Raw genomic sequence first — 24,363 nt, 5'->3', positions numbered from 1 at the left:
AGGTTGGCCGCAAGGAGACTGAACATGACTGAAACAACGGGACACCACCACACCGTCTCCTCCATCTGCTGCTATTGCGGCACCGGCTGCGGCGTCGAGATCACCACCGACGGCAGCCGCGTGCTGGCGGTGACCGGCGACGGCGCCCACCCGGCCAACTTCGGCCGCCTGTGCAGCAAGGGCCGCACGCTGGGCGACACCACCGGCCGGCCATCGGCACGGCTGTTGCGGCCAACCTTGCGCCTTGCCAAGGACGAGCCGGCGCAGGAAGTCAGCTGGGATAGCGCGCTGGACGCGGTCAGCGGCAAGCTGGCCGACGCCATCCGTGAGCATGGCCCGGATTCGGTCGGCTTCTACCTGTCCGGCCAGCTGCTGACCGAGGACTACTATCTGTTCAACAAGCTGGCGCGCGGCCTGGTCGGCACCAACAACGTCGATACCAACTCGCGGCTGTGCATGTCCAGCGCCGTCACCGGCTACAAGCTGACGCTGGGCGCCGACGCGCCGCCGGCCTGCTACGACGACTTCGATCACGCCGAGTGCGTGCTGATCGCCGGCTCCAATATGGCGTTCGCCCACCCGGTGCTGTTCCGCCGCCTGGAGGACGCCAAGGCCGCCAATCCGGCAATGAAGATCATCGTCGTCGATCCGCGCCGTACCGACACCGCCAGCATCGCCGACCTGTACCTGCCGGTGCTGCCGGGCACCGACGTGGCGCTGTTTCACGGCATGCTCAACGTGATGATCTGGGAAGAGCTGATCGACCGCGACTACATCGCGCAGCACACCGAAGGCTTTGCCGTGCTCAAGCAGCGGCTGCAGGAATTCACACCGCGCGCCGCCGCCGAGCTGTGTGGCATCAGCGAACAGGATCTGGTCACCGCCGCGCGCTGGTTCGCCCAAAGCGCGGCCACGCTGTCCTGCTACACCATGGGCCTGAACCAGTACAGCAACGGCAGCGACAAGAACGCGGCGCTGATCCACCTGCACCTGGCCACCGGCCACATCGGCCGCCCCGGCTGCGGCCCGTTTTCGCTGACCGGCCAGCCCAACGCCATGGGCGGGCGCGAAGTCGGCGGCCTCGCCACCGCCTTGCCCGGCCACCGCGAGCCGGGCAATGCCGAGCACCGCGCCGAAGTGGCCGCGCTGTGGGGCGTGCCGGCGCTGCCGGCCACGCCGGGGCTGGCAGCGGTGGAGCTGTTCGAGGCCGCCGCCGAGGGCAAGATCAAGGTGCTGTGGATCGTGTGCACCAACCCGGCGCAGTCGATGCCGGAGCAGGCGCTGGTGCGCGCCGCGCTGGAACAGGTGGACTGCGTGATCGTGCAGGAAGCGTTCAACAGCAGCGAGACGCTGGCCTACGCCGACATCGTGCTGCCGGCCGCAACCTGGCCGGAGAAGGACGGCACCGTCACCAATAGCGAGCGCCGCATCAGCCGCGTGCGTGCCGCGTTGCCGGCACCGGGGCAGGCGCGCGAAGACTGGCGCATCGCCGACGACGTGGCGCAAAGGTTGGCTGCAACTATCGCGCCGGAGCGGCTGCCGGCGTTCGGTTTTGTCGATGCCGCCGCGGTGTTTGCCGAGCACGCGACCACCACCGCCGGCCGCGATCTGGACTACAGCGCGCTCAGCTACGAGGTGCTGGAGGCACGCGGGCCGCAGCAGTGGCCGTTCCGCGACGGCCACGGCACCGCCCGGCTGTACGGCGACGGCGTGTTCGCCACCGCCAGCGGCCGCGCACAGTTTGTCGATGTCGCCTGGCGCACGGTCAGCGACAAGGTGTCGGCGCACTTTCCGCTGCGTCTGACCACTGGCCGTCTGCGCGACCACTGGCACACCATGAGCCGCACCGCGCTGGTGCCGACGCTGACCCGCCACGTGGAGGAGCCGCAGCTGGCGATGCACCCGCGCGACCTGCAACGGCAGCGCCTCAGCAGTGGCGACCTGGTCAAGGTGCGCAACAAGCGCGGCACGATCTACCTGCCGGTGGTGGCCGACGACACGCTGCGCCCTGGCGTGGCCTTCATCGCTATGCACTGGGGCGGCGCGGCGCTTGGCGGGCAGGGCATCAACGCGCTGACCACCCGCGTAGGCGATCCGCTGTCGCGACAGCCGGAGCTGAAGCACGCCGCGGTGGCGGTGGAAGCGGCCAGGCTGCCGTGGCGCACCACGCTGCTCTTGAAGGGCGACGCGCAGGCGGCGCGGGCGCGGCTGGACGCGTTGCGTGCGCTGTTCCCGTACGCGGTGGCGGTGCCGGTGATGCTCGGTGGCGTGGAAGCGCTGCGCCTGCGGCTGGCCGCCAGCGAGGCGCCGGACGCCGCCGTGCTGCAGCAGCTGGCCAGCGTGCTGGAGCCGGCTGGCAGCCTGTCGGCGGCGCTGGACGATCCGGCGCGCGGCATCCTGCGCCGGGTGTGGCTGCAGGCGAAACAGCCGCTGGGCTTCGTGCTGGCCGGCGACGTGCGCGCCGACGAGGCACTGAGCGGCTGGCTGGACGGCGGTGCGGCACCGGACAGCCTGTCGGCGCTGCTGACCGGGCAGGCGCGCGGCACGGCGCGTTCGCGCGTGGTGTGCTCCTGTGAGGGGGTGCGCGAGGACGCGATCTGCGCCGGCATCGCCAGGGGGCTGGACGTGGACGGGCTGAAGCGCGAGCTGCGCTGCGGCACCGGCTGCGGCTCCTGCGTGCCGGAGCTGGTGCGCATGGTGGCGGTGTAGCGGCAGCCCAAGGCACGTCATTTGCTTATAAAGCATCGGTCTAAAACGGTTTTTTGTTTCGGGTATGGTTCAGGGCTAACAGGCCGCACACGCAAAGGAAACATCATGAATGGCAAGGTATGGTTGATCGGCGCAGGTCCCGGCGATGCGGAATTGCTGACCCTGAAGGCGCTGCGCGTGCTGCAGTCCTGTGACACCTGGCTGGTGGACGATCTGGTCGGGCGCGACATTCTCGACTTCGCCCGCCCCGGCACCCGCATCGTGCACGTCGGCAAACGTGGCGGCTGCAAGTCGACACCGCAGGCCTTCATCCTGAGGCTGATGGCGCGTTACGCGCGCCAGGGCAAGACCGTGGCGCGGGTGAAGGGCGGCGACCCGTTCATCTTCGGCCGCGGCGGCGAGGAGTGGGCGTGGCTGGCGGAACGCGGCGTGGACGTGGAGGCCGTCGGCGGCATCACTGCCGGTCTCGCCGTCGGCCCGGCGCTGGGCCTGCCGCTGACGCACCGCAGCGTCGCCCGCGGCGTGGCGCTGGTCACCGCGCACACCGTGGACGGCTCGCGTCCGGATTGGCAGGCGCTGGCGGCCTCGCAGCTGACCGTGGTCTGCTACATGGGCATGAGCGATGTCGAGGCGCTGGCCGGCGAGCTGATGGCCGCCGGTTTTGCGGCCAACCTGCCGGTGGCGGTGGTGCATCGCGCCGGTTGTGCGGAGCAGCGCCACATCGTCACCCGATTGCAAACCTTGGCCGCCGATGTGGCACGCAGCGGCCTGGCCAGCCCGGCGGTGATCGTGCTGGGCGAGGTGGCGGCACTGGCCGCGGTGGTGCCGGAGCCGGCTGCCGGGCGGGAGGTCGCCGCTTGAGCCCCTGCCCGGACAAGGGTGTGGCGTAGCGACGCGTGACGAATGGCAGGGAGACGGCGGGCCGGTTTGGTCCGCCGTTTTTGTTTGTGGCTAGCCGCCCAGCGCGTGTTCCAGGGCGGCGGTGTCTTCGTAGAAGTGGTAGTAGCTAATGCGGCCGTGATGGACTTTGCAGATCAGTGCCCAGTCGCTGATGAACGGGCGGCCGGTCTGCAGGCTTTGATGGTGCAGCTGGCCGTAGAGGACGGCGTGTTCGCCCTGGTCGATGCTGGCATGGATGTCGAACTTTTGCGGCTGCAGGATGCTGGCGAAGGTGGTGAAGACCCGTGCCGCGCCATCGGGGCCGTGCTGCGTGCCGTAGAGGGGAACGCGATCGCTGGGCTCGGGGCGGCTGGGGATGAAGACGGCGTCGGGGGAGACCAGCTCGAGCGCCTGCGGCATGCGGCCCTGGAAGATGTGGTCGAGGAAGGTCTGGACGGTCTGGAGACTGGTCATGGTTGGGTCCTTGTCAAGAAACGGTGAGGGTGAGTTTGCCGATGGCATCGCCGCGCAGCAGGCGCTGGTGGGCGTTGCGCAGGGTGTCCGGGGTGAGGGCACCCAGGTGTTCGTTGCGGGTGCTGCGGATCTGCCCGGATTCGGCCAGCGCGGTGAGCTGTTGCAGCGCCTTGCCTTGCTTGGCCATGTCGCGGGTCTGGAACAGGGGGCGGGTGAACATATAGGTCCAGCTGTAACGGATGCTTTTGCGCATCAGCAGGTTGAGGTCAGGGGGCCGGTCGAAGGGCACGATATTCACGATGTGGCCGTGGGGCGCGATCAGCTCGGCTACCGGCTGCCAGTAGTGGTCGGGCCGGTTGAGCAGCAGGACGCCATGAATGTCGGGCAGGCCCGCCTGTTCGAGTTGCGGCGCGAGTGGCCGGCCGTGGTCGATGACGTGATGGGCACCCATCTGGCGGCACCACACCGCCGAGGCTTGGCGCGAGGCGGTGGCGACGACGGTGAGGCCGGGCACGAGCCGGGCGAGCTGGATGGCGATGGAGCCGACGCCGCCCGCACCACCGATGACGAGCAGGGTTTGCGCCTGTTCCAGCGCGCGGTGCGGGGTGTAAGCCATCTGCTCGAAGAGGGCTTCCCAGGCGGTGAGGCCGGTCAGCGGCAGCGCTGCAGCGGCCTCGGCGGACCAACCGGCGGGGCGGTGGGCCGCCAGGCGCCAATCGACGAGCTGCCGGGCGCTGTTGCCGCCGGGGCGGGTAATGTCTCCCGCATAGTAGACGGTGTCGCCGGGCCGGAAGTGGCGAGCGGCGGCGCTGCCGCAGGCCAGAACGGTGCCGGCGGCATCCCAGCCGAGAATGTCCAGGCGGCCGTCGTCTTGCTTGCGCTGGTGGACGCGATAGTCGGCGGGGTTGACGCTGATGGCTTCCACTTTGACCAGCAGATCGTGCTCGCCGGGCGTCGGGACGGGCAGCATGACGGCGTGGAAGTCGTCGGCGTTCAGCACGCCGACGGCGGGCATAAGCGGGGTGTCCATGGTCTGGCTCCTCATTTCAGGTTGAGGGCAGTTTATTCCGGTGACAAATGCACGGTAATTGGTAAAAATCGACAGCTTCTGTGCATTGATGATCGGATTGCGGATGCAGTGGGACGATGTGCGGTTTTTCCTGCAGCTGGCGCGGCAGGGCAGCCTGTCGGGGACGGCGCGAGCCATGGGGGTGGAGCACAGTACGGTGGCGCGCCGTATCGGGCAGCTGGAGGCCAGCCTGGATGTGCGTTTGTTCGATCGCCTGTCGCGTGGCTGGCAGTTGACGCAGGAGGGGCAGAATCTCTTGCCGCAGGCCCTGGCCGTGGAGGCGGGGGTGCAGGCCTTGCAACGCACGGCCGCGACGCAGCAGGCGGTCAGCGGGCAGGTGCGGTTGTCCGCCCCGCCGCAGTTGCTGAGCGAGGTGTTGCTGCCGGAGTTGGCCGCGTTTCGGCAGCAGTTTCCGGAGATCGATCTGGTGTTGCTGGGGGAGCGGCGCAATGCCAGCCTGGAGCAGGGAGAGGCCGAGCTGGCGCTCCGCCTGGGCGAGCCGCAAACACCGGACCTGATCGCCAGGCCGGTTGCCGCGGTGGGGTACGGCCTGTACGGCACGGTGGCGTGGCAGGAGCAGGCCCGGGAGCAGCGGGTGTTCGTCGGCTTTGACGACAGCATGCCGGGGCTGTGGCTGAAGGATTGGTTTGACGCCCATCTGGCCGGCCGCCGCCAGGTGTTGCGCAGCAACGATCTGGCCACGCAGCTGCGGGCGGCGCGTGAGGGCTGGGGAATTGCCCTGTTGCCGCATTTCCTGGGGCGGCAGGCGCCGGAACTGGTGTGCCTGGAGGCGGAGGCGCCACCGGCCCGGACCTTGCACTTGCTGATGCACCCCGATGTGCGCAAGGCGCAGCGGGTCAGGGTGCTGGCGGATTTTCTGGTGGCCTTGTTCCAGCGGCTGGATTTGTCACAGTGACACGGGGCACGGCCGGCAGGGTTTGCCGCGCTGGCGCGGCACTCAACGGCGCAACAACAGCCACATCCCACTCGAACAGAGCAGCATGCCGCCAAGCCGCGCCAGTGTCGGTTGCTCCCGGTACAGCAGATAGCCAAGCGGCAGCAGCATCAGGGTGGTCAGCACATTGGCGCTCAGGGCGGTGTAACCCACGCTCCAGCCGGCGCGGTAGGCAAGCAGGAAGCCCACCTCGATGCCGATGACGCCAAGGGCGGCGCCCAGCAGGCTCCAGTTGAGCTGGCCCAGGCTGCGGCTGCCGGTGGGGTAGAGCGCCATGCCCGCCAGGCTGATCAACAGGGCAAGGCTGTAGATCACCGCAAGCGAGAAGAACGGGTTGAGCGTGTCGGGCAGGCGCTTGAGCGACAGGTGATATGTAACCGAGCCTGCCACCGCGACCAGGAGTGTCGTGAAATACATGATGGTGTCCTGAATAAGGGGTAGGCCATTGTGGCTCAGCGCCTAAGTTATAGGTAGACTGTGTTTTATTGGGCTAGCTATAAGTGATTATTATGACCATGGACCTCGACACCGGTTTGCTGCGCGCTTTCGTGGCGGTGCTGCGCGCCGGCAGTATCAACCGGGCAGCCAGCCTGCTGGCCCGCACGCAGCCGGCGCTGAGCCAGCAGATCCGCAAACTGGAGGAGCATGTCGGCCAGACGCTGCTGCTGCGTTCGCCGCGCGGCATCGTGCCGACCATGGCCGGGGCGGCGTTGCTGCCATACGCCGAACGTATTCTGGCGCTGACCGACGAGCTGGTGCCCGGTTGCGGCGCGGGGGAACAGGACGAGGAAGTGCGCTACCGCATCGGCTTGATCGAGGATATTGTCGGCGCGCGGCTGGTGACGGTGCTGAGCGATTTCGTCGCGGCGCATCCCCGCTGGCAGCTGAGCGTGACGGTGGCGCCCACCACCCGGCTGGGCGAACTGCTCGCGGCCGGCGAGCTCGACCTGATCGTGGCGGACCCGGCCTGGCCGCTCGGTCTGACGCCCCGCTGGCAGGTGTCCTGCCCCCTGGTGTGGGCCGGCCTGGCTACCCTGGACCTGACGGCCACGCCGTTGCCGCTGGTGCTGTTCGCGGCGCCCTGCCTGTGGCGCGATATCTCGCTTGCCAGTCTGCAGCAGGCCGGACTGGCCTGGCGTTGCGGATTCGAAAGCTCCAATCTGCAGGCGGTGCAGGTGGCGCTGCAGGCGGGGTTGGGGGTGAGTGTGTTGCTGCCGGGCACCTTGCCGGCCGGGGTGCAGGTTCTGGGCGATGAGCGCCTGCCGCCATTGCCGCTGGTACAGCTGGCGCTCTATGTTCGCGACGGTTCCGGGCCGGGGGCGGAGCAGCTGAGCCGACTGTTCTACCGGGAGATCAGCGGCTTGTCGCTGCAGCTGACGTAGACCGGGGATGATGCGTGCCGATCTGATTTGTGAGTGCAAAATGCCATCTGTTTGGTTTGGTTGAATGCTATGTTGCGCATTTTGTGAAATTGACGCGCAACTCTGATCTGGTGGCGAGTTTGTGGTAGTTTTATCCGGCTTGAATCCCTGTGCTGCGGTGTTGGCCGCAGTGATCGCTACCGAGAGAGAAACCACAAGATTATGTTTGCTCATGTCGAAGCCTACGCCGGCGACCCGATCCTGACCCTGGTTGAAACCTTCAACAAGGACACCCGCAATCCGAAAGTCAACCTCGGCATCGGCCTGTACTACGACGAGGAAGGCCGTATTCCGCTGCTGCCGTCGGTACAGAAGGCCGAAGCCGCGCGCGTGGCCGAAGCCGGCCCGCGCAGCTACCAGCCGATGGAAGGTGCGGCCAACTATCGTGCCGCCGTGCAGGCACTGCTGTGGGGTGCCGGCCACGAGGCGGTGACCGCCGGCCGCATCGCCACCATCCAGACCATCGGCGGCTCCGGCGCGCTGAAGATCGGCGGCGACCTGCTCAAGCGCTACTTCCCGCAGAGTGAAGTGTGGGTCAGCGCCCCGACCTGGGACAACCACCGCGCCATGTTCGAAGGTGCCGGCTTTACCGTGCACGATTACCCGTACTACGACGCCACCACCGGCGGGGTGAAGTTCGACGAGATGATCGCCTGCTTCAAGGCACTGCCGGCCAAGACCATCGTGCTGCTGCACCCGTGCTGCCACAACCCGACCGGTGTCGACCTGAGCCATGCGCAGTGGGAGCAGGTGATCGAGGTGGTGAAGCAGCGTGACCTGCTGCCGTTCATGGACATCGCCTACCAGGGCTTCGGCGACAGCCTGGAAGACGACGCCTTCGCCATCCGCGCGATGACCGCCGCCGGCGTCAGCTTCTTCGTAAGCAACTCGTTCTCCAAGAACCTGTCGTTCTACGGCGAGCGTTGCGGTGGCCTGTCGGTAGTGTGCCACGACGCCGAGGAAGCCGGCCGCGTGCTGGGCCAGATGAAGGCCACCGTGCGCCGCAACTACTCCAGCCCGCCGACCCACGGTGGCCAGGTGACCGCCATGGTGATGACCGAACCGGCGCTGCGCGCAGAGTGGGAAGGCGAAGTGACCGAGATGCGCGAGCGCATCAAGGCGATGCGGCAGAAGCTGTACGCGGTGCTGTCGGCCAAGGTGCCGGGCCGCGATTTCAGCTACTTCATCAAGCAGCGTGGCATGTTCAGCTACACCGGGCTGACGCCGGAACAGGTGGATCGCCTGCGCGAGGAGTTCGCGGTGTACCTGGTGCGTTCCGGCCGCATGTGCGTGGCCGGCCTCAACAGCCGCAACGTGGAATACGTGGCCGATGCGATGGCGGAAGTGCTGAAAGCCTGATTGCGGCCAACCCTGGCCTGCCGAAACGCCCCGTGTCGTTACGGGGCGTTTTTCATGGGGTGCTGGTTCTGGCTTGGTACTGGTGTGCCGGCTCTGTTAAGCTGTTTGGCATGTGCTGCCGCCGGGTGGCGGTGCGCAGAGCGGTAGTCGCCGCTAGTCCTGGGGTGTTTGTCAACGTCACTACAAGGAGTCGTCACATGGCAGGCTGGTTCGAATTGAGCAAAAGCAGCGACGGGCAGTTCCGTTTCGTGCTGAAGGCGGGCAATGCGGAAACCATACTCGGCAGCGAGCTGTACCACACCCGCGCCGCCGCGGAAAACGGCATCGCCTCGGTGCAGGCCAACAGCCCGCTGGAGGAGCGCTACGAGCGCAAGACCGCAGCCAACGGCAAGGCGTTTTTCAATCTGAAGGCCGGCAATCACCAGATCATCGGCAGCAGCCAGATGTACGGCACCGAGGCGGCGCGCGATAACGGTATCGAGAGCGTCAAGACCAATGGCGCCTCGACCACGATCAAGGACCTGACCGGCTAGGTACGGTTTTCCGGTGCTTGATGGCGCCGCTGGGCCGAAGCCGACTTGGCAACAAAAAACGCCGTTCCCGCTACAGCGGGAACGGCGTTGTTGCGTGATGGTCAGGCTTACTGCGCGGCGGAGGCGTCGCCTGCCGGCTTCGCCACGCCAGCCCACTTGCCGCCTTCCAGGCGGTACAGGGTCACGGTGCCGTTCTTGATGTCGCCGTTGCTTTCAAAGGCGATCGGGCCGGTTACGCCCTGCAGCGAGGTCTTGCCGACTTCGGCCAGGTATTTCTTCGGATCGGCGGAGTTGGCGCGTTTCATCGCGTCGATCACCACGCGGGTCGCGTCGTAGGTGTACGGTGCGTAGGCCTGGATTTCACCGTTGAAGCGCGCCTTGTACTTGGTGTTGAACGCGGCGTAGCCCGGCATCAGCTCTTTCGAGGCGCCGGCGCTGGATGCGTAGGCGCCTTCACCGTCCTTGCCCGCCAGCTTGGCGAACTCGGCGGTGTTGACCCCGTCGGCGCCCATGAACACCGCCTGAATGCCCAGCTTGCGCATCTGTTTCACCAGCGGGCCGGCCTGTGCGTCCATGCCGCCGTAGAAGATCAGTTCCGGCTTCTCGGCCTTGATCGAGGTCAGGATCGCCATGAAGTCGGTGGCGCTGTTGGTGGTGTACTCGCGCTTGACGATGGTACCGCCGGCCGCTTCGGTCGCCTTGGCAAAGTCGTCGGCCAGACCCTGGCCGTAGGTGGTGCGGTCGTCGATGACGGCGATGCGCTTCGATTTCAGCTCGGTCACGGCGTACTTGGCCAGTGCCTGACCCTGTTGCAGGTCGTTGGCGATGATGCGGAAGGTGTTGTTGTAGCCTTGCTCGGTGAATTTCGGGCTGGTTACCGAACCGGCGATCATGGTGATGCCGGCGTCGTTGTACAGACGCGAGGCCGGGATGGCGGCGCCGGAGGTCAGGTGACCGATCACGGCGGCAACGCCGGCGTCGACAAAGCGCTGGGCGACCTGGGTGGCGACTTTCGGGTCGGCCTGGTCGTCTTCGGAGATCACTTCGAAGCGGACCGGCTTGCCGTCCAGGGTCAGCTTTTCCGCGTTGGCCTCTTCGGCGGCCAGCTGCACGCCGTTGTCGGCGTCACGGCCCCAGTGGGCGAACGGGCCGGTCAGCGGGTTGGCGGAACCGATCTTGACCACGTGTTCCTGCGCGGCTGCGGGGGCGCTGGCGGCGTCTTGCTGTGGTTCGGCATTGTTGCAGGCGGCCAGCGTCAGTGCGGCCGCGGCGATAGCGGTGATGCGATATGGATTCATGGTGAAAACGGGTCCCTGTTCCTCATGGCGGGAACATTCTGTTTGTAAAATGCAGGTGGTTTTATGGTCAGCCGAACCGGGCCCGGTCCGGGCGCCTGTTGTCGTGACATTGTGTCCGGACCGCGCGGGGTGGTGGCAGTCGTGGAGACAAAGGGGAGCGGCGACTGGATACAATCGACGCGTGCTGCAACGATCTTAAATGGTGCACTGCGATATGGCAAGCATAAAAAATGGCGCCCCGCAGGGCGCCATTCTCACAGGCAAAAGCCTTGTCAGATCAGCTTACTTGGCCGGGCCGCCGACAGTGGAAACCACTTCCCACTTGCCGCCTTTAACCTGGTAAACGGTCACTGCGCCGTCCTTGATGTCGCCTTTTTCGTCAAAGGCGATGTTGCCGGTCACGCCGGTCATCTGGGTCTTGCCCACTTCCGGCAGGTAGGCCTTAGGATCGGTCGAACCGGCACGCTTCATGGAGTCAACCAGTACTTTCACGGCGTCGTACTCGTACGGTGCGTAGATTTGTACTTCGGTGTTGAACTTGGCCTTGAAGCGATCGTTGAACGCCGCGAAACCTGGCATCTTGTCGCGTGGCACGCCGCAGCTGGAAGAGTACTGACCTTCGGATGCTTCGCCGGCCAGCTTGATGAATTCCGGAGTCTGCCAGCCGTCGCCGCCCATCAGTTTGGCCTTGATGCCCAGACGCTGCATCTGCTTGGCCAGTGGTGCCGCCTGTGCGTCCATGCCGCCGTAGAAGATCACGTCCGGTTGTGCCGACTTGATCGAGGTCAGAATGGCGTTGAAGTCGGTGGCGGTGTTGGTGGTGAATTCGCGCTTGGCGATTTCGCCGCCCTTGGCCTTGATGGCTTTTTCGAATTCGTCAGCCAGACCCTGGCCGTAAGCGGTGCGGTCGTCGATGATGGCGACTTTTTTCGCTTTCAGGGTGTCCACGGCAAACTCACCCAGTGCCTTGCCTTGCTGCACGTCGTTGGCGATCACGCGGAAGGTGGTCTTGTAGCCTTGCTTGGTGTAGTCAGGGTTGGTTGCAGATGGAGAGATCTGCGGGATGCCGGCATCGGAGTAGATCTTGGAGGCAGGGATGGTGGTACCGGAGTTCAGGTGACCGACAACACCGACGACACCGGCATCAACCAGACGCTGTGCAACCTGGGTGCCGATTTTCGGGTCGCCCTGGTCGTCTTCGGAAACCAGTTCAAACTTGACTTTCTTGCCACCGATCTCGACGCCTTCGGCGTTCAGGTCTTCAATGGCCAGACGCGCGCCAAATTCGTTGTCTTTGCCCAGGTGAGCAATCGGACCGGTCATTGGCGATACTTGACCAATTTTGACTACCACATCACCGCCGGCATCGGCAGCGGCAGCGGAAGCATCAGCAGCTGGTTGTTCTTCTTTGTTGCCGCAGGCAGTCAGTGCGATGGCGGCTGCTGCAAAGAGGCTAAGGCGTGCGAATTTATTCATCTTGTGTTTCCCCTGATCTTAGTCATGTGACTTGTAAGATCTGCCCGGTTCTTTTGGAAAGAGCAGATGCGGACTGATTATGCGTAGCACCCTATGCAGTGTCAACGAAGTTTGATTTCACCAATTTGGAGATTGTCTGACACGTCAAAGGCTATGACATATTTGCTGCACTGCATTGGCCAGATTGCCAGAGGGATAAAGTATAAAATGAACAATGGCGCACCATGTTGGTGCGCCATTGGGGTGAAAAAATCGATTTTGCTAGCCGTTTGCGCCTGAATCTTGCGCGCGCTGAAAACGCTGCACCGGATCATCCGGTGTTGTTATCCAGCCACCAAGATGCTGCTGTACCAGTGCTGTCAGCGCATCCAGCCAGTTTGGATCTTCATTGAGGCAGGGAATGTAGCGGTATTCGCCACCGCCATTGGTCAGGAAAATCTCCTTGCCTTCCATCGCGATTTCTTCCAGCGTTTCCAGGCAGTCACCGACAAAGCCGGGGCACATCACGTCCAGTTTTTGCGTGCCGGCCTTGGCCAGTGCCGTCAGGGTGTCGACGGTGTAGGGCTTGATCCACTCCGCCTTGCCGAAGCGGCTCTGGAACGCTACCTCGTACTGTTCCCTGTCCAGTTGCAGCCGCTCCGCCAGCAGGCGACCGGTTTTCAGGCATTCGCAGTGGTAGGGATCGCCCTTGTCCAGCGTGAAACGCGGCACTCCGTGGAAGGACATCAGCAGCTTGTCGCCACGGCCGTTTGCCTGCCAGTGCGCCTCCACCTGTCGCGCCAGCGCTTCAATATAAGGAGGGAAGTCGTGGAAATGACGCACGGTGCGGATTTCCGGCATGTTGCGCATGCGCAGCAGGCTGCGGAATACCTCGTCCAGCGCGGTCGCCACCGATGAACCGGCATATTGCGGATACAGCGGCACCACCAACAGGCGCTCGACACCCTGTTCGCGCATGCCGCGCAGCACGCTGTCGACCGACGGGTTGCCGTAGCGCATCGCGAAATCGACCACCAGGTTTTCCAGCCCGGCGGCGGCCAGCTTGTCAGCCAGCAGCTGGCTCTGCTTGCGGGTGTGGACCAGCAATGGCGAGCCTTCGCTGCTCCAGATGCTGGCGTACTTCTCGGCGCTCTTGCGTGGGCGCAGGTTGAGGATGATGCCGTTGAGAATCAGCCACCACAGCGCCTTCGGGATCTCGATCACGCGCTGGTCGGACAGGAACTGCTTGAGGTAAGGGCGCAGGGCCTTGGCGGTCGGTGCGTCGGGGGTGCCGAGGTTGATCAGCAGCACGCCGGTCTTGGGGGTGTAGCTGTGGCGGAAAGCCGGTTCTGCGAGCGGTACGGCCATGTTTTTTCCAGTGCGAATAAATAAGGGTGAAGCTTGCCTTGCAGCCTTGAAAGACAATGGCCGCATCGCTGCGGCCAACCTTGTTCCACGGATGGCGCGGCTTATTCCTCGCGCGCCGGCACCAGCACGCTGCGGTTGCCATTGGTTTCCATCGCCGAGACGATGCCGCTGGCTTCCATCTGTTCGATCAGGCGTGCGGCACGGTTGTAGCCGATGCGCAGGTGGCGCTGCACGGACGAGATCGACGCCTTGCGCGTTTTCAGCACGATGGCGACGGCGTCGTCGTACAGCGGATCGGCTTCGCTATCGCCGCCGCCGGAAAGGCCGTCGCCGCCGTCTCCTGTCTCTGTTTCGGTGCCGCCGGTGAGGATGCCCTCGATGTAGTCCGGCTCGCCGGTGGTCTTGAGGAATTCCACCACCTGGTGCACTTCGTCGTCGGCGACAAAGGCGCCGTGCACGCGCAGCGGGTAGCCGGTGCCCGGCGGCAGGTACAGCATGTCGCCCTGGCCGAGCAGCGTCTCGGCGCCCATCTGGTCGAGGATGGTACGGCTGTCGATCTTGCTGGATACCTGGAACGCGATGCGCGTCGGGATGTTGGCCTTGATCAGGCCGGTGATCACGTCCACCGACGGCCGCTGCGTGGCGAGAATCAAATGGATGCCGGCGGCACGCGCCTTCTGTGCCAGGCGGGCAATCAGTTCCTCGATCTTCTTGCCGGCCACCATCATCAGGTCGGCCAGCTCGTCGATCACCACCACGATCAGCGGCAGCGTGTCCAGCGGCTCCGGGCTTTCCGGGGTCAGGCTGAACGGGTTCGGGATTTTTTCGCCGGCTTTTTCCGCATCGCGGATCTTCTGGTTGTAGCCGGCGAGGTTGCGCACGCCGAGCTTGGACATCAGGCGGTAGCGTTTTTCCATCTCGCCGACACACCAGTTCAGCGCGTTGGCGGCCTGTTTCATGTCGGTGACCACCGGTGCCAGCAGGTGCGGAATGCCTTCGTACACCGACAGCTCCAGCATCTTCGGATCGACCATGATCAGGCGGGCCTCCTTGGGCGTCGCCTTGTACAGCACCGACAGGATCATCGCATTGATGGCCACCGATTTGCCGGAGCCGGTGGTGCCGGCGACCAGCACGTGCGGCATCTTGGCGAGGTCGGCGGACACCGGCTGGCCGGCGATGTCCTTGCCCAGCGCCATCGCCAGTCGCGACCCCATGTTCTGGTAGCTGTCGGAGCCGACGATCTCGGACAGACGCACGATCTGGCGCTTCGGGTTGGGCAGTTCCAGGCCCATATAGGTCTTGCCGGGGATGGTTTCCACTACGCGGATCGACACCAGGGAGAGCGCGCGCGCCAGGTCACGCATCAGGTTGACGATCTGTGCGCCCTTGACGCCGATGGCCGGCTCGATCTCGTAACGGGTGATCACCGGGCCGGGGTAGGCGGCGACCACTTTCACGTCGACGCCAAAATCGGCCAGCTTGCGTTCGATCAGGCGCGAGGTGTACTCCACCGTCTCGGCGGAGACCGGCTCGCCCTGTTCCTTGGGGGCGGCCAACAGCGGCAGGCCGGGTAGGGTGTCGTCGCCCGGCGCGGCAAACAGCGACTGCTGGACCGGCTTGGTCACCTTGGGTGACAGCGGGATGTCCAGCACCGGTGTTTCGATGCGCACCGGTGGCTTGTCCTCGATCTTCTTCTTCTCGGTGACGACTTTTTCTTCGCGCTGCTGGGCGACTTCGCGGCCGATCTCTCGGTCCTGGCGTGCCTGCCACGCCTGCCACGCCTTCAGCGCACCGTCCTCGATGGTGGCGCCGATGCGTTCCATCAGGTTCAGCCACGACAGGCCGGTAAACAGCGAGAAACCGATGGCGCCGCTCACCAGCAACAGCAGGCCGCCGCCGGTCAGGCCGAACACGCGTGCGGCGACGTCGCCGAGGAACTGGCCGAACAGCCCGCCGGCGACCAGCGGCAGGTTCAGCGTTTCGCCACGCCAGATCAGCGCTTCGAGGCTGGCGGAGCACAGAATGAACAGCAGGAAACCGAACGAGGCCGCCCACGCCATCGGCCCCGGGCGACGGATGCCTTCGCCCAGCTGGCGGTAGCCCCAGGCGATGGCAGCGAGGCAGAACGCCACGCTCAGCCACGCCGAGTAGCCGAACAGGTAGAGCAGGATGTCGGACAGCCAGGCGCCAAAGGCGCCGCCATAGTTGCGCACCTGCGCATCGGCCGAGCTGTGCGACCAGGAGGAGTCGGCAGGAGAGAAAGACGCCAGCGTCAGGACGAGGTAGACGGCGGTCACGGCCATCAGCAACCACCACGCTTCGCGCAGCAGGCTGGACAGCCGTGGCGGCAGCGGGTCGGTGTTGCGGACGACGGCTTTACGCTTGAAGAGGCGCATTGAATATTCTGTTTGATTAAGGTGGTGGCTGATTATATCGGCAAACCGCACAAAAACCGCGCGCCGGCGCGTGAATTTGTCAGGCCGGATACAGCGCCCCCAGCACGCGCCGGCCGCTGGCGCCGGTCACCGCCGGCAGGTTGGCGCCCTGGCGCCGGCTGAAGCAATAGCCCAGCCAGGCAAAGGCGGTGGCTTCCACCTGGTGCAGCGGCAGCCCCAGCTCGTCGGTCAGGTGCCAGCCGACCTGCGGCCAACGTTGCTGCAGCCGCTGGCGCAGGTCGCGGTTGCGCGCGCCGCCGCCGCACAGGTAGACCGCGCTGACGGCGGGCAGGAAGCGCTGCGCGGCGTTGACGATGCTGTGCGCGACCAGCTCGGCCAGGGTGGCCTGCACGTCGGCCGGGCGCAGCGGCTCGCCCAGCGCGTGCAGCTGGGCCTGCAGCCAGGCGAGATCGAACAGGTCGCGGCCGGTGCTCTTGGGCGGCGGCGCGTCAAAGTAGGCGGTGGCCAGCAGCTGTTGCAGCAGGCGCGGATGCACGCTGCCGGATGCCGACCACGCGCCGTCGGCGTCATAAGGTTGGCCGCAGTGCAGCTTGATCCAGGCGTCGAGCAGCATGTTGCCGGGGCCGCTGTCGAAGCCGGAGACCGCACCGTCGCGGCCGAGATAGGTCAGGTTGGCGATGCCGCCGATGTTGACGATCAGGCGGTTCACGTTGACGTCATGAAAGGCGTGGGCGTGGAAGGCGGGCACCAGCGGTGCACCCTGGCCGCCGGCGGCGACATCGCGGCTGCGCAGGTCGCCGATCACGTCGATGCCGGTCAGCTCGGCCAGCAGCGCGAGGTTGCCCAGCTGCAGCGTGTAGCCGCGCTCCGGCGCGTGGCGGATGGTCTGGCCGTGGCAGGCGATGGCGCTGATGGCGCTGGCGTCGAGCCGGCAACTGGTCAGCAGCAGCCGTACCACTTGCGCGTAGTGCTGCGCCAGCTGGTTGGCCAACCGGGCGCTGCGGTCCAGCTCGTTGTGCGCCGGCGTCTGCAGCGCAAGGATGTCCTCGCGCAGCGCCGCCGGATAGTCGACGAAGGCCTCGCCGCAGACGCGGAAGCGCGGGCCGGAAAAATCCACCAGTACCGCATCCACGCCGTCGAGGCTGGTGCCGGACATCAAACCGATAAAGTACGCAGACATGAAAAAACCCTGACAGTGGTGCTGTCAGGGTTGGTCGATGGTGCGGGGCGTTTACTCCAGCTGGGCAACGCTGACCGGAATCTCCCTGAGCAGCTTCAAATTAGCCGCCAGCTTAACGCTCTGCTGGCGGAAGGCCAAGCGTTGCTGCGTGCTCAGACCCGGCACCGGCAGCGCGGTGGTCGACGGGTCGACCGCCTGGCCGTTGACGTGCACCTCCATGTGCAGGTGCGGGCCGGTGGAGCGGCCGGTGCTGCCGACGTAGCCGATCACCTGGCCGGCGGACACCTTGCTGCCGCGTTTCAGCTTCGGCTCGAAGCGGCTCATGTGCGCGTACAGCGTCGACAGCTTGGCGTTGTGCTTCAGGATCACCACGTTGCCGTAGCCGCTCTGGGTGGCGATGGTGTCGACCACGCCGTCGGAGGGGGCCACGATCGGCGTGCCGCTGCTGGCGGCGTAGTCGATGCCCTCGTGCATGCGCAGGCTGCGCAGCACCGGGTGGAAGCGCATGCCGAAGCCGGAGCTGATGCGGGCATTGCTGACCGGCTGGTTGCTGAAACCCTTGCGCAGCGACTGGCCGGCGGCGTCGTAGTAGGCGCCGGATTCGCTGTCGTGGGCGAAGTAGAACGCCTGCCAGGTCTTGCCGCCGGACTGGATCTCGGCGGCCAGCACGTTGCCGTTGGCAATCGGCGAGCCCTTGTACAGCAGCGTCTCGTAGACCAGGTTGACGCGGTCGCCTGCTTGCAGGCGGGTGGTGTCCAGCTGGTCGGAGAAGATCTCGCCCAGCTGGGTGCGGACTTCGACCGGCACGCCGGCCTGGGCCAGCGCGCCGCTGAGGCTGGTGCGGATCTCGACGGAGCGTACCGCCTGGATCACCTCGGTGCGCGGCGGCTCGGCGCTGGCCTGCCACTGCTCGCCCTGTTTCTCGATCACGACCAGCACTTTTTCGCCGTTTTCGTCATCGTTGAGGAAGCGCAGGCCGAACAGCTCGCCTTGGTCGTTGATCTGTACCGACAGCGTGGCGCCGGCGCGCAGTTTCAGCACGTCGCGCGAAACCGGTGCGGTGTGGATGAAGCGGTTGGCTTCGTCGCTGCCGACGCCGAGGCGGTTAAGCAGGCGGGCAATGGTGTCGCCGCGCTGGATGGGTTCTTCGCGCCAGTAGCGCGAGCCGTCGGACTGGCCGGCCGGCAGAGCCGGCAGCGCCAGCGACTGGCTGACTTCGCGCACTTCAAGCGGCGCCTGTTGTGCCGCGCCCGGGGCGACGGCAACGGCGGTCAGGACGCCGAGAAAGGGCAGGGTGGCGGCGCCGATCAGCCAGCTGAAGCGATGTTTCATCAGGCGCTGGAGGCCTTGGAGACGGGATGGCAGCAGTGTCTGGTAGCTCATGGATCTCTTCGTCTTGTATGACCCGGATGGTGTCCGGGACAAGCACATTTATCGAACAGGCTGCTTAATCAACAGCCATTGATAAAAATACAAAGGAGGCAGGTTAGCAAAAAAATGTACACAGGCAAACAAATAATGTTTAAAAATCAACATATTAGTACCATGTCATCGCCGGATTTACGACAGATCCCGCCTTTGCTGCGCGCAGAAAAAGCGGGGCCGCCTGCAAAGACTGTTTTGTCCCTAAATAAGTTCAAGCCCCGCGGCAATTGGTCAGCGTCGACTGCAAACCGCTACAATGCCGGCCTGTCATCGCCTGTCACCCACCCGACGCTACACCCGCCATGAAATACACCCTGTTTGTTCCCGGCCTGACCTGGCTGGACAGTGACGCCGGCCCCGAGCTGTGCAAGGACCTGTCGCTGCCGGCGCTGTCGACGCTGCTGGGCCGCGGCCAGTGGCGCAGCGAGCCGCTGAGCGCCAGCGAGATGCTGTGCCGCACCTTCGGCCTGTCGCAGCCGGCGCTTGCGGCCAACCTTGCCCGTGCCGCCGGCCTGCCACCGGCGGCCAGCTGGCTGATTGCCGATCCGGTCAACCTGCGCGTCGATCGCGACCGCGCACTGCTGGGCGACATCGGCATCATGAATCTGTCGCAGGACGAGGCCGCGACGCTCGTGGCCAGCCTGAACGCCTTCTTCGCCGAGGACGGCCTGATGTTCCACGCGCCGACCCCGGCGCGCTGGTTCGTCGCCTTGCCGGAGGCGAGCGGCGCCGAGTTCTCGGCGTTGCCGGACGTGATCGGCGAAGACATCAACCATCACCTGCCTAAGGGCAGGCAGGGCATGCGCTGGAGCCGCTTCCTCAACGAGCTGCAGATGCTGCTGTACACCCACCTGGTCAACGAGGCGCGCGAGGCGCGCGGCGAACCGACGGTGAACAGTCTGTGGTTCTGGGGCGAGGCCAGCCAGGCGCAGCCGCTGGCCAGCGCCTATCCGGCGGTGCACAGCCACGACCCGCTGTGGCAGCAGCTGGCGCAGCAGGCCGGTGTCGCCGGCGACAGCCCGGGCTACGCCTTCACGCTGGCAGAGGGCGGCGACGTGCTGATCCACCTCGACGCCGCCGAGGGCGCCGCGCAGTTCCGCGACGTGTGGGGTTGGCGCGAGGGCCTGCTGCGACTGGAGCGCGACTGGTTCGCGCCAACGTTGGCCGCACTGCAACAGGGCAAGCTCAGCGAAGTGCAGCTGTGCTGTCACGGCAGCGCCGGCCTGCTCAGCCGCACCACACGGCTGGATCTCTGGAAACTGTGGCGCCGTCCGCTGCCACTCAGCAAACTGTATCCGCAATGACCCGTATCGTTACCCGCCAAGTCCCGGCCGATCCTGCCCGGCAACTGCACCAGCAGGGCATCGCGCCGTTGATGGCGCGCCTGTACGCCGCGCGCGGCATCGCCGACGCCGCCGAAGTGGATTACGGCCTCAAGGGACTGCTGCCGTATCACAGCCTGAAAAACATCCAGCCGATGGCGGCGCGCCTGGCCGACGCCATCGCCGCCCGGCAGCGGCTGCTGGTGGTCGCCGACTACGACGCCGACGGCGCCACCGCCTGCACGGTGGCGGTGAAGGGGCTGGCGGCGCTGGGCGCGGTGATCGATTTCATCGTGCCCAACCGCTTCGAGTACGGCTACGGCCTGACGCCGGAGATCGTCGAGCTGGCCGCGCAGAGCCGGCCGGACATCATTGTCACCGTCGATAACGGCATCGCCAGCGTCGCCGGTGTCGAGGCGGCCAACGCGCGCGGTATCGAGGTGCTGGTTACCGATCACCACCTGCCCGGCGACACGCTGCCCGCAGCGCTGATCGTCAACCCGAACCAGCCCGGCTGCGAGTTCCCGTCCAAGAATCTGGCCGGCGTCGGCGTGATGTTTTACGTGCTGATGGCGCTGCGCGCCGAGCTGCGCGATCGTGGCGCGTTCCGGCAGCAACCGGAGCCGAACCTGGGCGAGCTGCTGGACCTGGTGGCGCTGGGCACGGTGGCCGACGTGGTGAAGCTGGATCGCAACAACCGCATCCTGGTCGACAACGGCCTGCGCCGCATGCGTGCCGGGCGCATGGCGCCGGGCATCGCCGCGCTGTTTCGCGTCGCCGGCCGCGCCGCGCACAAGGCCAACGCCTTCGACCTCGGCTTCACCGTCGGACCGAGGCTGAACGCCGCCGGTCGGCTGGACGACATGAGCCTTGGTATCGCCTGCCTGCTGGCTGGCGACGAAACGCAGGCGCTGACGCTGGCGCAGGAGCTGGACAGGCTCAACCGCGAGCGGCGCAGCATCGAGCACGGCATGCAGGACGAGGCGTTGGCGGTGCTGTCCGGCATCGACGCCGAGCAGCGCTATACCTTGTCACTGTATCGCGACGACTGGCACCAGGGCGTGGTCGGCATCGTCGCCTCGCGGCTGAAGGAAAAGTACCACCGCCCGGCCATCGTGTTTGCACCGGGCGACGAGGGCGAGATCAAGGGCTCCGGCCGCTCCATTCCCGGCTTCCACCTGCGCGACGCGCTGGACCTGGTGTACAAGCGCCACCCGCAGCTGATCCTCAAGTTCGGCGGCCACGCGATGGCGGCGGGGCTGACCATTGCCGAAGCCCGCTTCGACGAGTTCGCCGCCGCCTTCGAGAGTGTGGCGCGCCAGCTGCTGGACAGCAACACGCTGACCCGCACGCTGGAAACCGATGGTCCGCTCAGCGGCCGCGAGCTGTCGCTGGCGGTGGCGGAAACCTTGGCCGCAGAGGTGTGGGGGCAGGGCTTTGCCGCGCCGACCTTCCACGACGACTTCCACATCGTCAGCCAGCGCGTGGTCGGCGACAAGCACCTGAAACTGCGCCTGGAAAAGGACGGCGTGCAGTGCGACGGCATGCTGTTCAACCAGGTGGAGTGGCTGCCGCAGACCATCAACGCGGTATACCAGCTGGCGGCCAACGAGTGGCAGGGGCGCAAGGAATTGCAGATCTATATCCAGCACTGGCGCCAGCCCGGCTGAACGCAAGCTTGGCCGCAATCCGGAGGACTCCATGATCGAACTACTGATGACGCTGCTGACCGGCGCCGGCGCGGGCATCGCCGCCACCTGGCTGGTCGGCAAGCACCGTGCCGAGGCCGGCTACCAGCGCGGGCTGGGGGAGACCGCGGCGCAACTGGCCGCGGCGCAGGCGCGGGGCGAAGCCTTGCAGTGGCAACTCGACGACAGCCAGGCGCGCACCGCCGCACTGCAGCAGCAGCTGGACAGCCTGCGCCAGCTGCTGTCCGAGGCGCAGCAAAAGCTGGCGGTACTCGCCAATCGCGCACAGCGCCTGCCGGAGCTGGAGGGGCAGCTGCAGCAGCAACAGCTGCAGCTGCGCGAGCAGGGCGAAAGGTTGGCCGCACGCGAAGAGCAGGGCCGGCAGCTACCGTCATTGCAGCAGGAGCTGCAGCAGTTGCGCGCCGCGTGGCAGACGCAGCAGAACGACCTGGCCCGGTTGGGCGCACGCGAACAGGAGCTGCTGACCCTGCTGCAACAGGAGCAGCGCCAGTCGGCGGAGAAGCTGCAGCTGTTGCAGGAGGCGCGCGAGGCGCTGTCCAACCAGTTCAAGGCACTGGCCACCGACATCCTGGAAGAAAAGGCTAAGCGCTTCACCGAGCAGAACCGCGAAAACCTCGGCCTGTTGCTGGGGCCGCTGGGTGAGCGCATCCAGCACTTCGGCAAGCTGGTGCAGGACACCTACGACAAGGATTCCAAGGAGCGGCTGACGCTGGAGCAGGAGCTGCGCCGGCTGCAGGAGCTGAATACGCGCCTCAATCATGACGCCGTGGCGCTGACCCAGGCGCTGACCGGCAGCAACAACAAGACGCAGGGCAACTGGGGCGAGATGATTCTGGAGCGGGTGCTGGAAACTTCCGGCCTGACCCGCGACCGTGAATACCGCGTGCAGGTGTCGGATACGGTGGAGACGGGCGAGGGCGGTCAGAAGCGCTATCAGCCGGACGTGGTGATCGACCTGCCGGAAGGCAAGCAGCTGGTGGTCGACTCCAAGGTGTCGCTGAACGCCTACGTGCGTTACAGCGCCAGCAGCGACGAAGCAGTACGCGACAGTGAGCTGAAGGCGCATATCGCCGCCTTGCGGGCGCACATCCGCAGCCTGTCCGAGAAGCGCTACCAGGATCTGTACAAGCTCAACACGCTCGACTTCGTATTCATGTTCGTGCCGGTGGATCCAGCCTATTTGCTGGCGGTGCAGCACGACATGGGCCTGTTCAACGAGGCCTTCGAACGCCGCATCATGATCGTCGGTCCGAGCACCTTGCTGGCGACACTGCGCACCGTGGCCAGCATCTGGCGCTACGAGCACCAGAACCAGAACGCACAGGAAATCGCACGGCAATCCGGCGCCATGTTCGACAAGCTGGCCGGACTGGTGGACACGCTGGAGAAGCTGGGCAAGCAGATCGGCACCGTGCAGGATAGCTACGGCACCGCGATGAAGCAGCTCAGCACCGGCAGTGGCAACCTGCTGGGGCGCGCCGAAAAACTGCGCAAGCTGGGCGCCAAGACCAGCAAATCCCTGCCTTCACACCTGTTGCTAGATCCAGATATCACGGAAGAGACAGAATAATTTCTTGGCGATTACCGGGGGGTGGACTATAAAAAAGTCAGACACTGGGAAGGAGGAGGGCTAGATGGTATCGCTGATAACCTTGTTGATGTATGTGATGTTTGCACTGATCTTTGTTAAAGCGTTTTCCTCCAACCGTAAACGTGATGTTGTACGCGTTAAAGCTCCGGCATCGTGCCGGCAACGCTCTCACCTTCGTTAGTGTCTGGTGCAGTGAAAGGTAGTTATGTTGTAGTAGTAAAGCGACGTTGTACCATTCAACCACCCCCAGAAGCCGGCAGAAATGTCGGCTTCTTTCATTTTGCCGTGCCGTCGGTGGCATAGCACGTGATGTCATTTCAAGACGGCCAGCATACTGGGACAGGGCGCAACAGTGGCGAGCCCCGATTGCAGAAAGCTGCTGCCAACTTGCCACGGGGACAAGGCAAAACGGAATGGCTGATTGACTACGAAATTTGCAAAGCCCCAAAGCTGTTAATCGGCGGCGGCGGTTGCGGTGCCCAGGTTGAATCTGGTTTGTTGGTGGCCGTTGTCGCGGTAGACGTCGCGCTTGATTATCCGGCGCTCTACCAGATTGGTTTGTATGGCGCGAAGGTGGGGCAGATGACGATAGCCGGCTGGTCGTTGGGTTTCTGCGTACTTGATACGGACTTCGTATCTAGCCGACATGATCAAGTTCTTTCGCCAGCACGTTCTCGGGCTCGGGTAACCCGAAATGAAAAAGCCCGACCAGGGGATCCAGTGTGATGTGACGTTGGATGGTCTTGGTTGAACGCGAAAGAGGGGTTTGGATTGTCAAATTTCCGTGCATTATTTGACATAATAAACATTATGCGACACGAACGGCTAAACCCCTTGGGGGGCTTTTCCACCATTAACTGGGCTCGCCAGCGTCGTCAGAATCACAAGACCGGCCACGGCCAATTGGCCGATCTTTTTGCGAAAATCCGCCCAAAAGTCCCGTCTGGCTTGGGTTTTCTCGCGCTCCATGTTCGCCGCAGCAAGCAGTTGAGTTGGATTTGCCAGTGCAGTTGCTTGCCAAGATCAAAAAACCGTCAATTTGAGTCCCGTACTACATCTGGATCTGGTACTAGAGTTATCTGGCTGTGGTTCATCACTCCGGTTTGCAATCACGAGCCAGGATACCCAAACGCCAGACAAAAAAAGAACCTCCAGCATCAGTCACCGATGGCAGGAGGTTTTGGAAGCACGGATTTGCTCTCCGTTACGCTTCAGAT

Annotated in this window: 20 protein-coding genes; 10 read left to right on the top strand and 10 right to left on the bottom strand. The window is 65.1% G+C overall.

All coding sequences use genetic code 11. The annotated features are described in order from the left end of the window. The first annotated feature begins 24 nt into the window (after window positions 1-24). A complete protein-coding gene (locus tag IE100_RS08165; protein ID WP_189373610.1) occupies window positions 25-2,709 on the top strand; it encodes a nitrate reductase in 2,685 nt (894 codons plus the stop codon). Window positions 2,710-2,814: 105 nt separating this feature from the next. Next, the gene (gene cobA, locus IE100_RS08160; protein WP_189373609.1) at window positions 2,815-3,570 is read left to right on the top strand and encodes a uroporphyrinogen-III C-methyltransferase; all 756 of its coding nucleotides are present in this window, start codon (window positions 2,815-2,817) and stop codon (window positions 3,568-3,570) included. A gap of 90 nt (window positions 3,571-3,660) precedes the next feature. On the opposite strand, the gene IE100_RS08155 is transcribed toward cobA, so the two are convergent. Further along, complete coding sequence (locus IE100_RS08155) at window positions 3,661-4,062, bottom strand: nuclear transport factor 2 family protein (protein ID WP_189373608.1); 402 nt, start codon at window positions 4,060-4,062, stop codon at window positions 3,661-3,663. Between the two features lie 13 nt (window positions 4,063-4,075). Next, window positions 4,076-5,092 carry a zinc-binding alcohol dehydrogenase family protein gene (locus IE100_RS08150; RefSeq protein WP_229800289.1) on the bottom strand — a complete coding sequence of 339 codons (1,017 nt, stop codon included), beginning with the start codon at window positions 5,090-5,092 and terminating at the stop codon, window positions 4,076-4,078. Between the two features lie 103 nt (window positions 5,093-5,195). Here IE100_RS08150 and IE100_RS08145 point away from each other — a divergent pair, with 103 nt between their 5' ends. Further along, on the top strand, window positions 5,196-6,047 hold the full coding sequence (locus tag IE100_RS08145) for a LysR family transcriptional regulator (protein ID WP_189373607.1): 852 nt from the start codon (window positions 5,196-5,198) through the stop codon (window positions 6,045-6,047). A gap of 42 nt (window positions 6,048-6,089) precedes the next feature. Here IE100_RS08145 and IE100_RS08140 read toward each other — a convergent pair whose 3' ends face one another. After that, window positions 6,090-6,503 carry a hypothetical protein gene (locus IE100_RS08140; protein WP_189373606.1) on the bottom strand — a complete coding sequence of 138 codons (414 nt, stop codon included), beginning with the start codon at window positions 6,501-6,503 and terminating at the stop codon, window positions 6,090-6,092. Between the two features lie 92 nt (window positions 6,504-6,595). On the opposite strand from IE100_RS08140, the gene IE100_RS08135 reads away from it, so the two are divergent. The 3 genes from IE100_RS08135 (at window position 6,596) to IE100_RS08125 (ending at window position 9,399) form a co-directional block, all read left to right on the top strand. Continuing rightward, complete coding sequence (locus IE100_RS08135; protein ID WP_189373693.1) at window positions 6,596-7,468, top strand: LysR family transcriptional regulator; 873 nt, start codon at window positions 6,596-6,598, stop codon at window positions 7,466-7,468. A 201-nt stretch (window positions 7,469-7,669) separates the two neighbouring features. Continuing rightward, window positions 7,670-8,866: an amino acid aminotransferase gene (locus tag IE100_RS08130; RefSeq protein WP_189373605.1), complete on the top strand. Its 1,197-nt coding sequence runs from the start codon at window positions 7,670-7,672 to the stop codon at window positions 8,864-8,866. A gap of 197 nt (window positions 8,867-9,063) precedes the next feature. Next, complete coding sequence (locus tag IE100_RS08125) at window positions 9,064-9,399, top strand: YegP family protein (protein WP_189373604.1); 336 nt, start codon at window positions 9,064-9,066, stop codon at window positions 9,397-9,399. Between the two features lie 107 nt (window positions 9,400-9,506). On the opposite strand, the gene IE100_RS08120 is transcribed toward IE100_RS08125, so the two are convergent. Together IE100_RS08120 and IE100_RS08115 are read right to left on the bottom strand one after the other, a co-directional pair. Beyond that, window positions 9,507-10,697, bottom strand: coding sequence for a branched-chain amino acid ABC transporter substrate-binding protein (locus tag IE100_RS08120; RefSeq protein WP_189373603.1), 1,191 nt, complete (start codon window positions 10,695-10,697; stop codon window positions 9,507-9,509). 282 nt (window positions 10,698-10,979) lie between these two features. Then, a complete protein-coding gene (locus tag IE100_RS08115; RefSeq protein ID WP_229800288.1) occupies window positions 10,980-12,020 on the bottom strand; it encodes a branched-chain amino acid ABC transporter substrate-binding protein in 1,041 nt (346 codons plus the stop codon). A gap of 9 nt (window positions 12,021-12,029) precedes the next feature. Here IE100_RS08115 and IE100_RS16435 point away from each other — a divergent pair, with 9 nt between their 5' ends. Beyond that, the gene (locus tag IE100_RS16435; RefSeq protein ID WP_229800287.1) at window positions 12,030-12,203 is read left to right on the top strand and encodes a hypothetical protein; all 174 of its coding nucleotides are present in this window, start codon (window positions 12,030-12,032) and stop codon (window positions 12,201-12,203) included. A 231-nt stretch (window positions 12,204-12,434) separates the two neighbouring features. Here IE100_RS16435 and hemH read toward each other — a convergent pair whose 3' ends face one another. The 4 genes from hemH to IE100_RS08095 all read right to left on the bottom strand — a co-directional run bounded on the left by hemH (window position 12,435) and on the right by IE100_RS08095 (window position 18,482). Continuing rightward, on the bottom strand, window positions 12,435-13,520 hold the full coding sequence (hemH, locus tag IE100_RS08110) for a ferrochelatase (RefSeq protein WP_189373601.1): 1,086 nt from the start codon (window positions 13,518-13,520) through the stop codon (window positions 12,435-12,437). A 101-nt stretch (window positions 13,521-13,621) separates the two neighbouring features. After that, window positions 13,622-15,919, bottom strand: a complete 2,298-nt coding sequence (locus tag IE100_RS08105) for a DNA translocase FtsK (RefSeq protein ID WP_189373600.1) — start codon at window positions 15,917-15,919, stop codon at window positions 13,622-13,624. A gap of 79 nt (window positions 15,920-15,998) precedes the next feature. Beyond that, window positions 15,999-17,099: an anhydro-N-acetylmuramic acid kinase gene (locus tag IE100_RS08100; RefSeq protein WP_189373599.1), complete on the bottom strand. Its 1,101-nt coding sequence runs from the start codon at window positions 17,097-17,099 to the stop codon at window positions 15,999-16,001. A gap of 51 nt (window positions 17,100-17,150) precedes the next feature. After that, entirely contained in the window at window positions 17,151-18,482 is a 1,332-nt protein-coding gene (locus IE100_RS08095; RefSeq protein ID WP_189373598.1) for a M23 family metallopeptidase, read from the bottom strand. A 344-nt stretch (window positions 18,483-18,826) separates the two neighbouring features. On the opposite strand from IE100_RS08095, the gene IE100_RS08090 reads away from it, so the two are divergent. Genes IE100_RS08090 through IE100_RS16520 form a run of 3 tightly spaced genes read left to right on the top strand, consistent with a single transcriptional unit; the run spans window position 18,827 to window position 23,125 of the window. After that, window positions 18,827-19,828 carry a hypothetical protein gene (locus tag IE100_RS08090; protein ID WP_189373597.1) on the top strand — a complete coding sequence of 334 codons (1,002 nt, stop codon included), beginning with the start codon at window positions 18,827-18,829 and terminating at the stop codon, window positions 19,826-19,828. Next, complete coding sequence (recJ, locus tag IE100_RS08085) at window positions 19,825-21,516, top strand: single-stranded-DNA-specific exonuclease RecJ (RefSeq protein WP_189373596.1); 1,692 nt, start codon at window positions 19,825-19,827, stop codon at window positions 21,514-21,516. The genes IE100_RS08090 and recJ overlap by 4 nt, the downstream gene beginning before the upstream one ends. A gap of 31 nt (window positions 21,517-21,547) precedes the next feature. Next, window positions 21,548-23,125, top strand: a complete 1,578-nt coding sequence (locus IE100_RS16520; RefSeq protein WP_189373595.1) for a DNA recombination protein RmuC — start codon at window positions 21,548-21,550, stop codon at window positions 23,123-23,125. 474 nt (window positions 23,126-23,599) lie between these two features. Here IE100_RS16520 and IE100_RS08075 read toward each other — a convergent pair whose 3' ends face one another. After that, window positions 23,600-23,794 (bottom strand): hypothetical protein, encoded by a 195-nt coding sequence (locus IE100_RS08075; protein ID WP_189373594.1) that lies wholly within the window; start codon window positions 23,792-23,794, stop codon window positions 23,600-23,602. Between the last annotated feature and the right edge of the window lie 569 nt (window positions 23,795-24,363).

The sequence above is a fragment of the Vogesella alkaliphila genome, assembly GCF_014652475.1.
GTDB classification, from domain to species: Bacteria; Pseudomonadota; Gammaproteobacteria; order Burkholderiales; family Chromobacteriaceae; genus Vogesella; species Vogesella alkaliphila.
Note: the sequence above shows the minus strand (reverse complement) of the source record. Positions and strands in the feature narration are given on the sequence as shown.

Coding starts and splice junctions, on each gene's coding strand:
- IE100_RS16520 (WP_189373595.1), top strand. CDS start 21,548: ATGATCGAACTACTGATGACGCTGCTGACCGGCGCCGGCGCGGGCATC.
- IE100_RS08120 (WP_189373603.1), bottom strand. CDS start 10,697: ATGAATCCATATCGCATCACCGCTATCGCCGCGGCCGCACTGACGCTG.
- cobA (WP_189373609.1), top strand. CDS start 2,815: ATGAATGGCAAGGTATGGTTGATCGGCGCAGGTCCCGGCGATGCGGAA.
- IE100_RS08115 (WP_229800288.1), bottom strand. CDS start 12,020: ATGACCGGTCCGATTGCTCACCTGGGCAAAGACAACGAATTTGGCGCG.
- IE100_RS08125 (WP_189373604.1), top strand. CDS start 9,064: ATGGCAGGCTGGTTCGAATTGAGCAAAAGCAGCGACGGGCAGTTCCGT.
- IE100_RS08095 (WP_189373598.1), bottom strand. CDS start 18,482: ATGAGCTACCAGACACTGCTGCCATCCCGTCTCCAAGGCCTCCAGCGC.
- IE100_RS08135 (WP_189373693.1), top strand. CDS start 6,596: ATGACCATGGACCTCGACACCGGTTTGCTGCGCGCTTTCGTGGCGGTG.
- IE100_RS08165 (WP_189373610.1), top strand. CDS start 25: ATGACTGAAACAACGGGACACCACCACACCGTCTCCTCCATCTGCTGC.
- IE100_RS08075 (WP_189373594.1), bottom strand. CDS start 23,794: ATGTCGGCTAGATACGAAGTCCGTATCAAGTACGCAGAAACCCAACGA.
- hemH (WP_189373601.1), bottom strand. CDS start 13,520: ATGGCCGTACCGCTCGCAGAACCGGCTTTCCGCCACAGCTACACCCCC.
- IE100_RS08130 (WP_189373605.1), top strand. CDS start 7,670: ATGTTTGCTCATGTCGAAGCCTACGCCGGCGACCCGATCCTGACCCTG.
- IE100_RS08105 (WP_189373600.1), bottom strand. CDS start 15,919: ATGCGCCTCTTCAAGCGTAAAGCCGTCGTCCGCAACACCGACCCGCTG.
- IE100_RS08155 (WP_189373608.1), bottom strand. CDS start 4,062: ATGACCAGTCTCCAGACCGTCCAGACCTTCCTCGACCACATCTTCCAG.
- IE100_RS08140 (WP_189373606.1), bottom strand. CDS start 6,503: ATGTATTTCACGACACTCCTGGTCGCGGTGGCAGGCTCGGTTACATAT.
- IE100_RS08100 (WP_189373599.1), bottom strand. CDS start 17,099: ATGTCTGCGTACTTTATCGGTTTGATGTCCGGCACCAGCCTCGACGGC.
- IE100_RS08150 (WP_229800289.1), bottom strand. CDS start 5,092: ATGGACACCCCGCTTATGCCCGCCGTCGGCGTGCTGAACGCCGACGAC.
- IE100_RS08145 (WP_189373607.1), top strand. CDS start 5,196: ATGCAGTGGGACGATGTGCGGTTTTTCCTGCAGCTGGCGCGGCAGGGC.
- IE100_RS08090 (WP_189373597.1), top strand. CDS start 18,827: ATGAAATACACCCTGTTTGTTCCCGGCCTGACCTGGCTGGACAGTGAC.
- recJ (WP_189373596.1), top strand. CDS start 19,825: ATGACCCGTATCGTTACCCGCCAAGTCCCGGCCGATCCTGCCCGGCAA.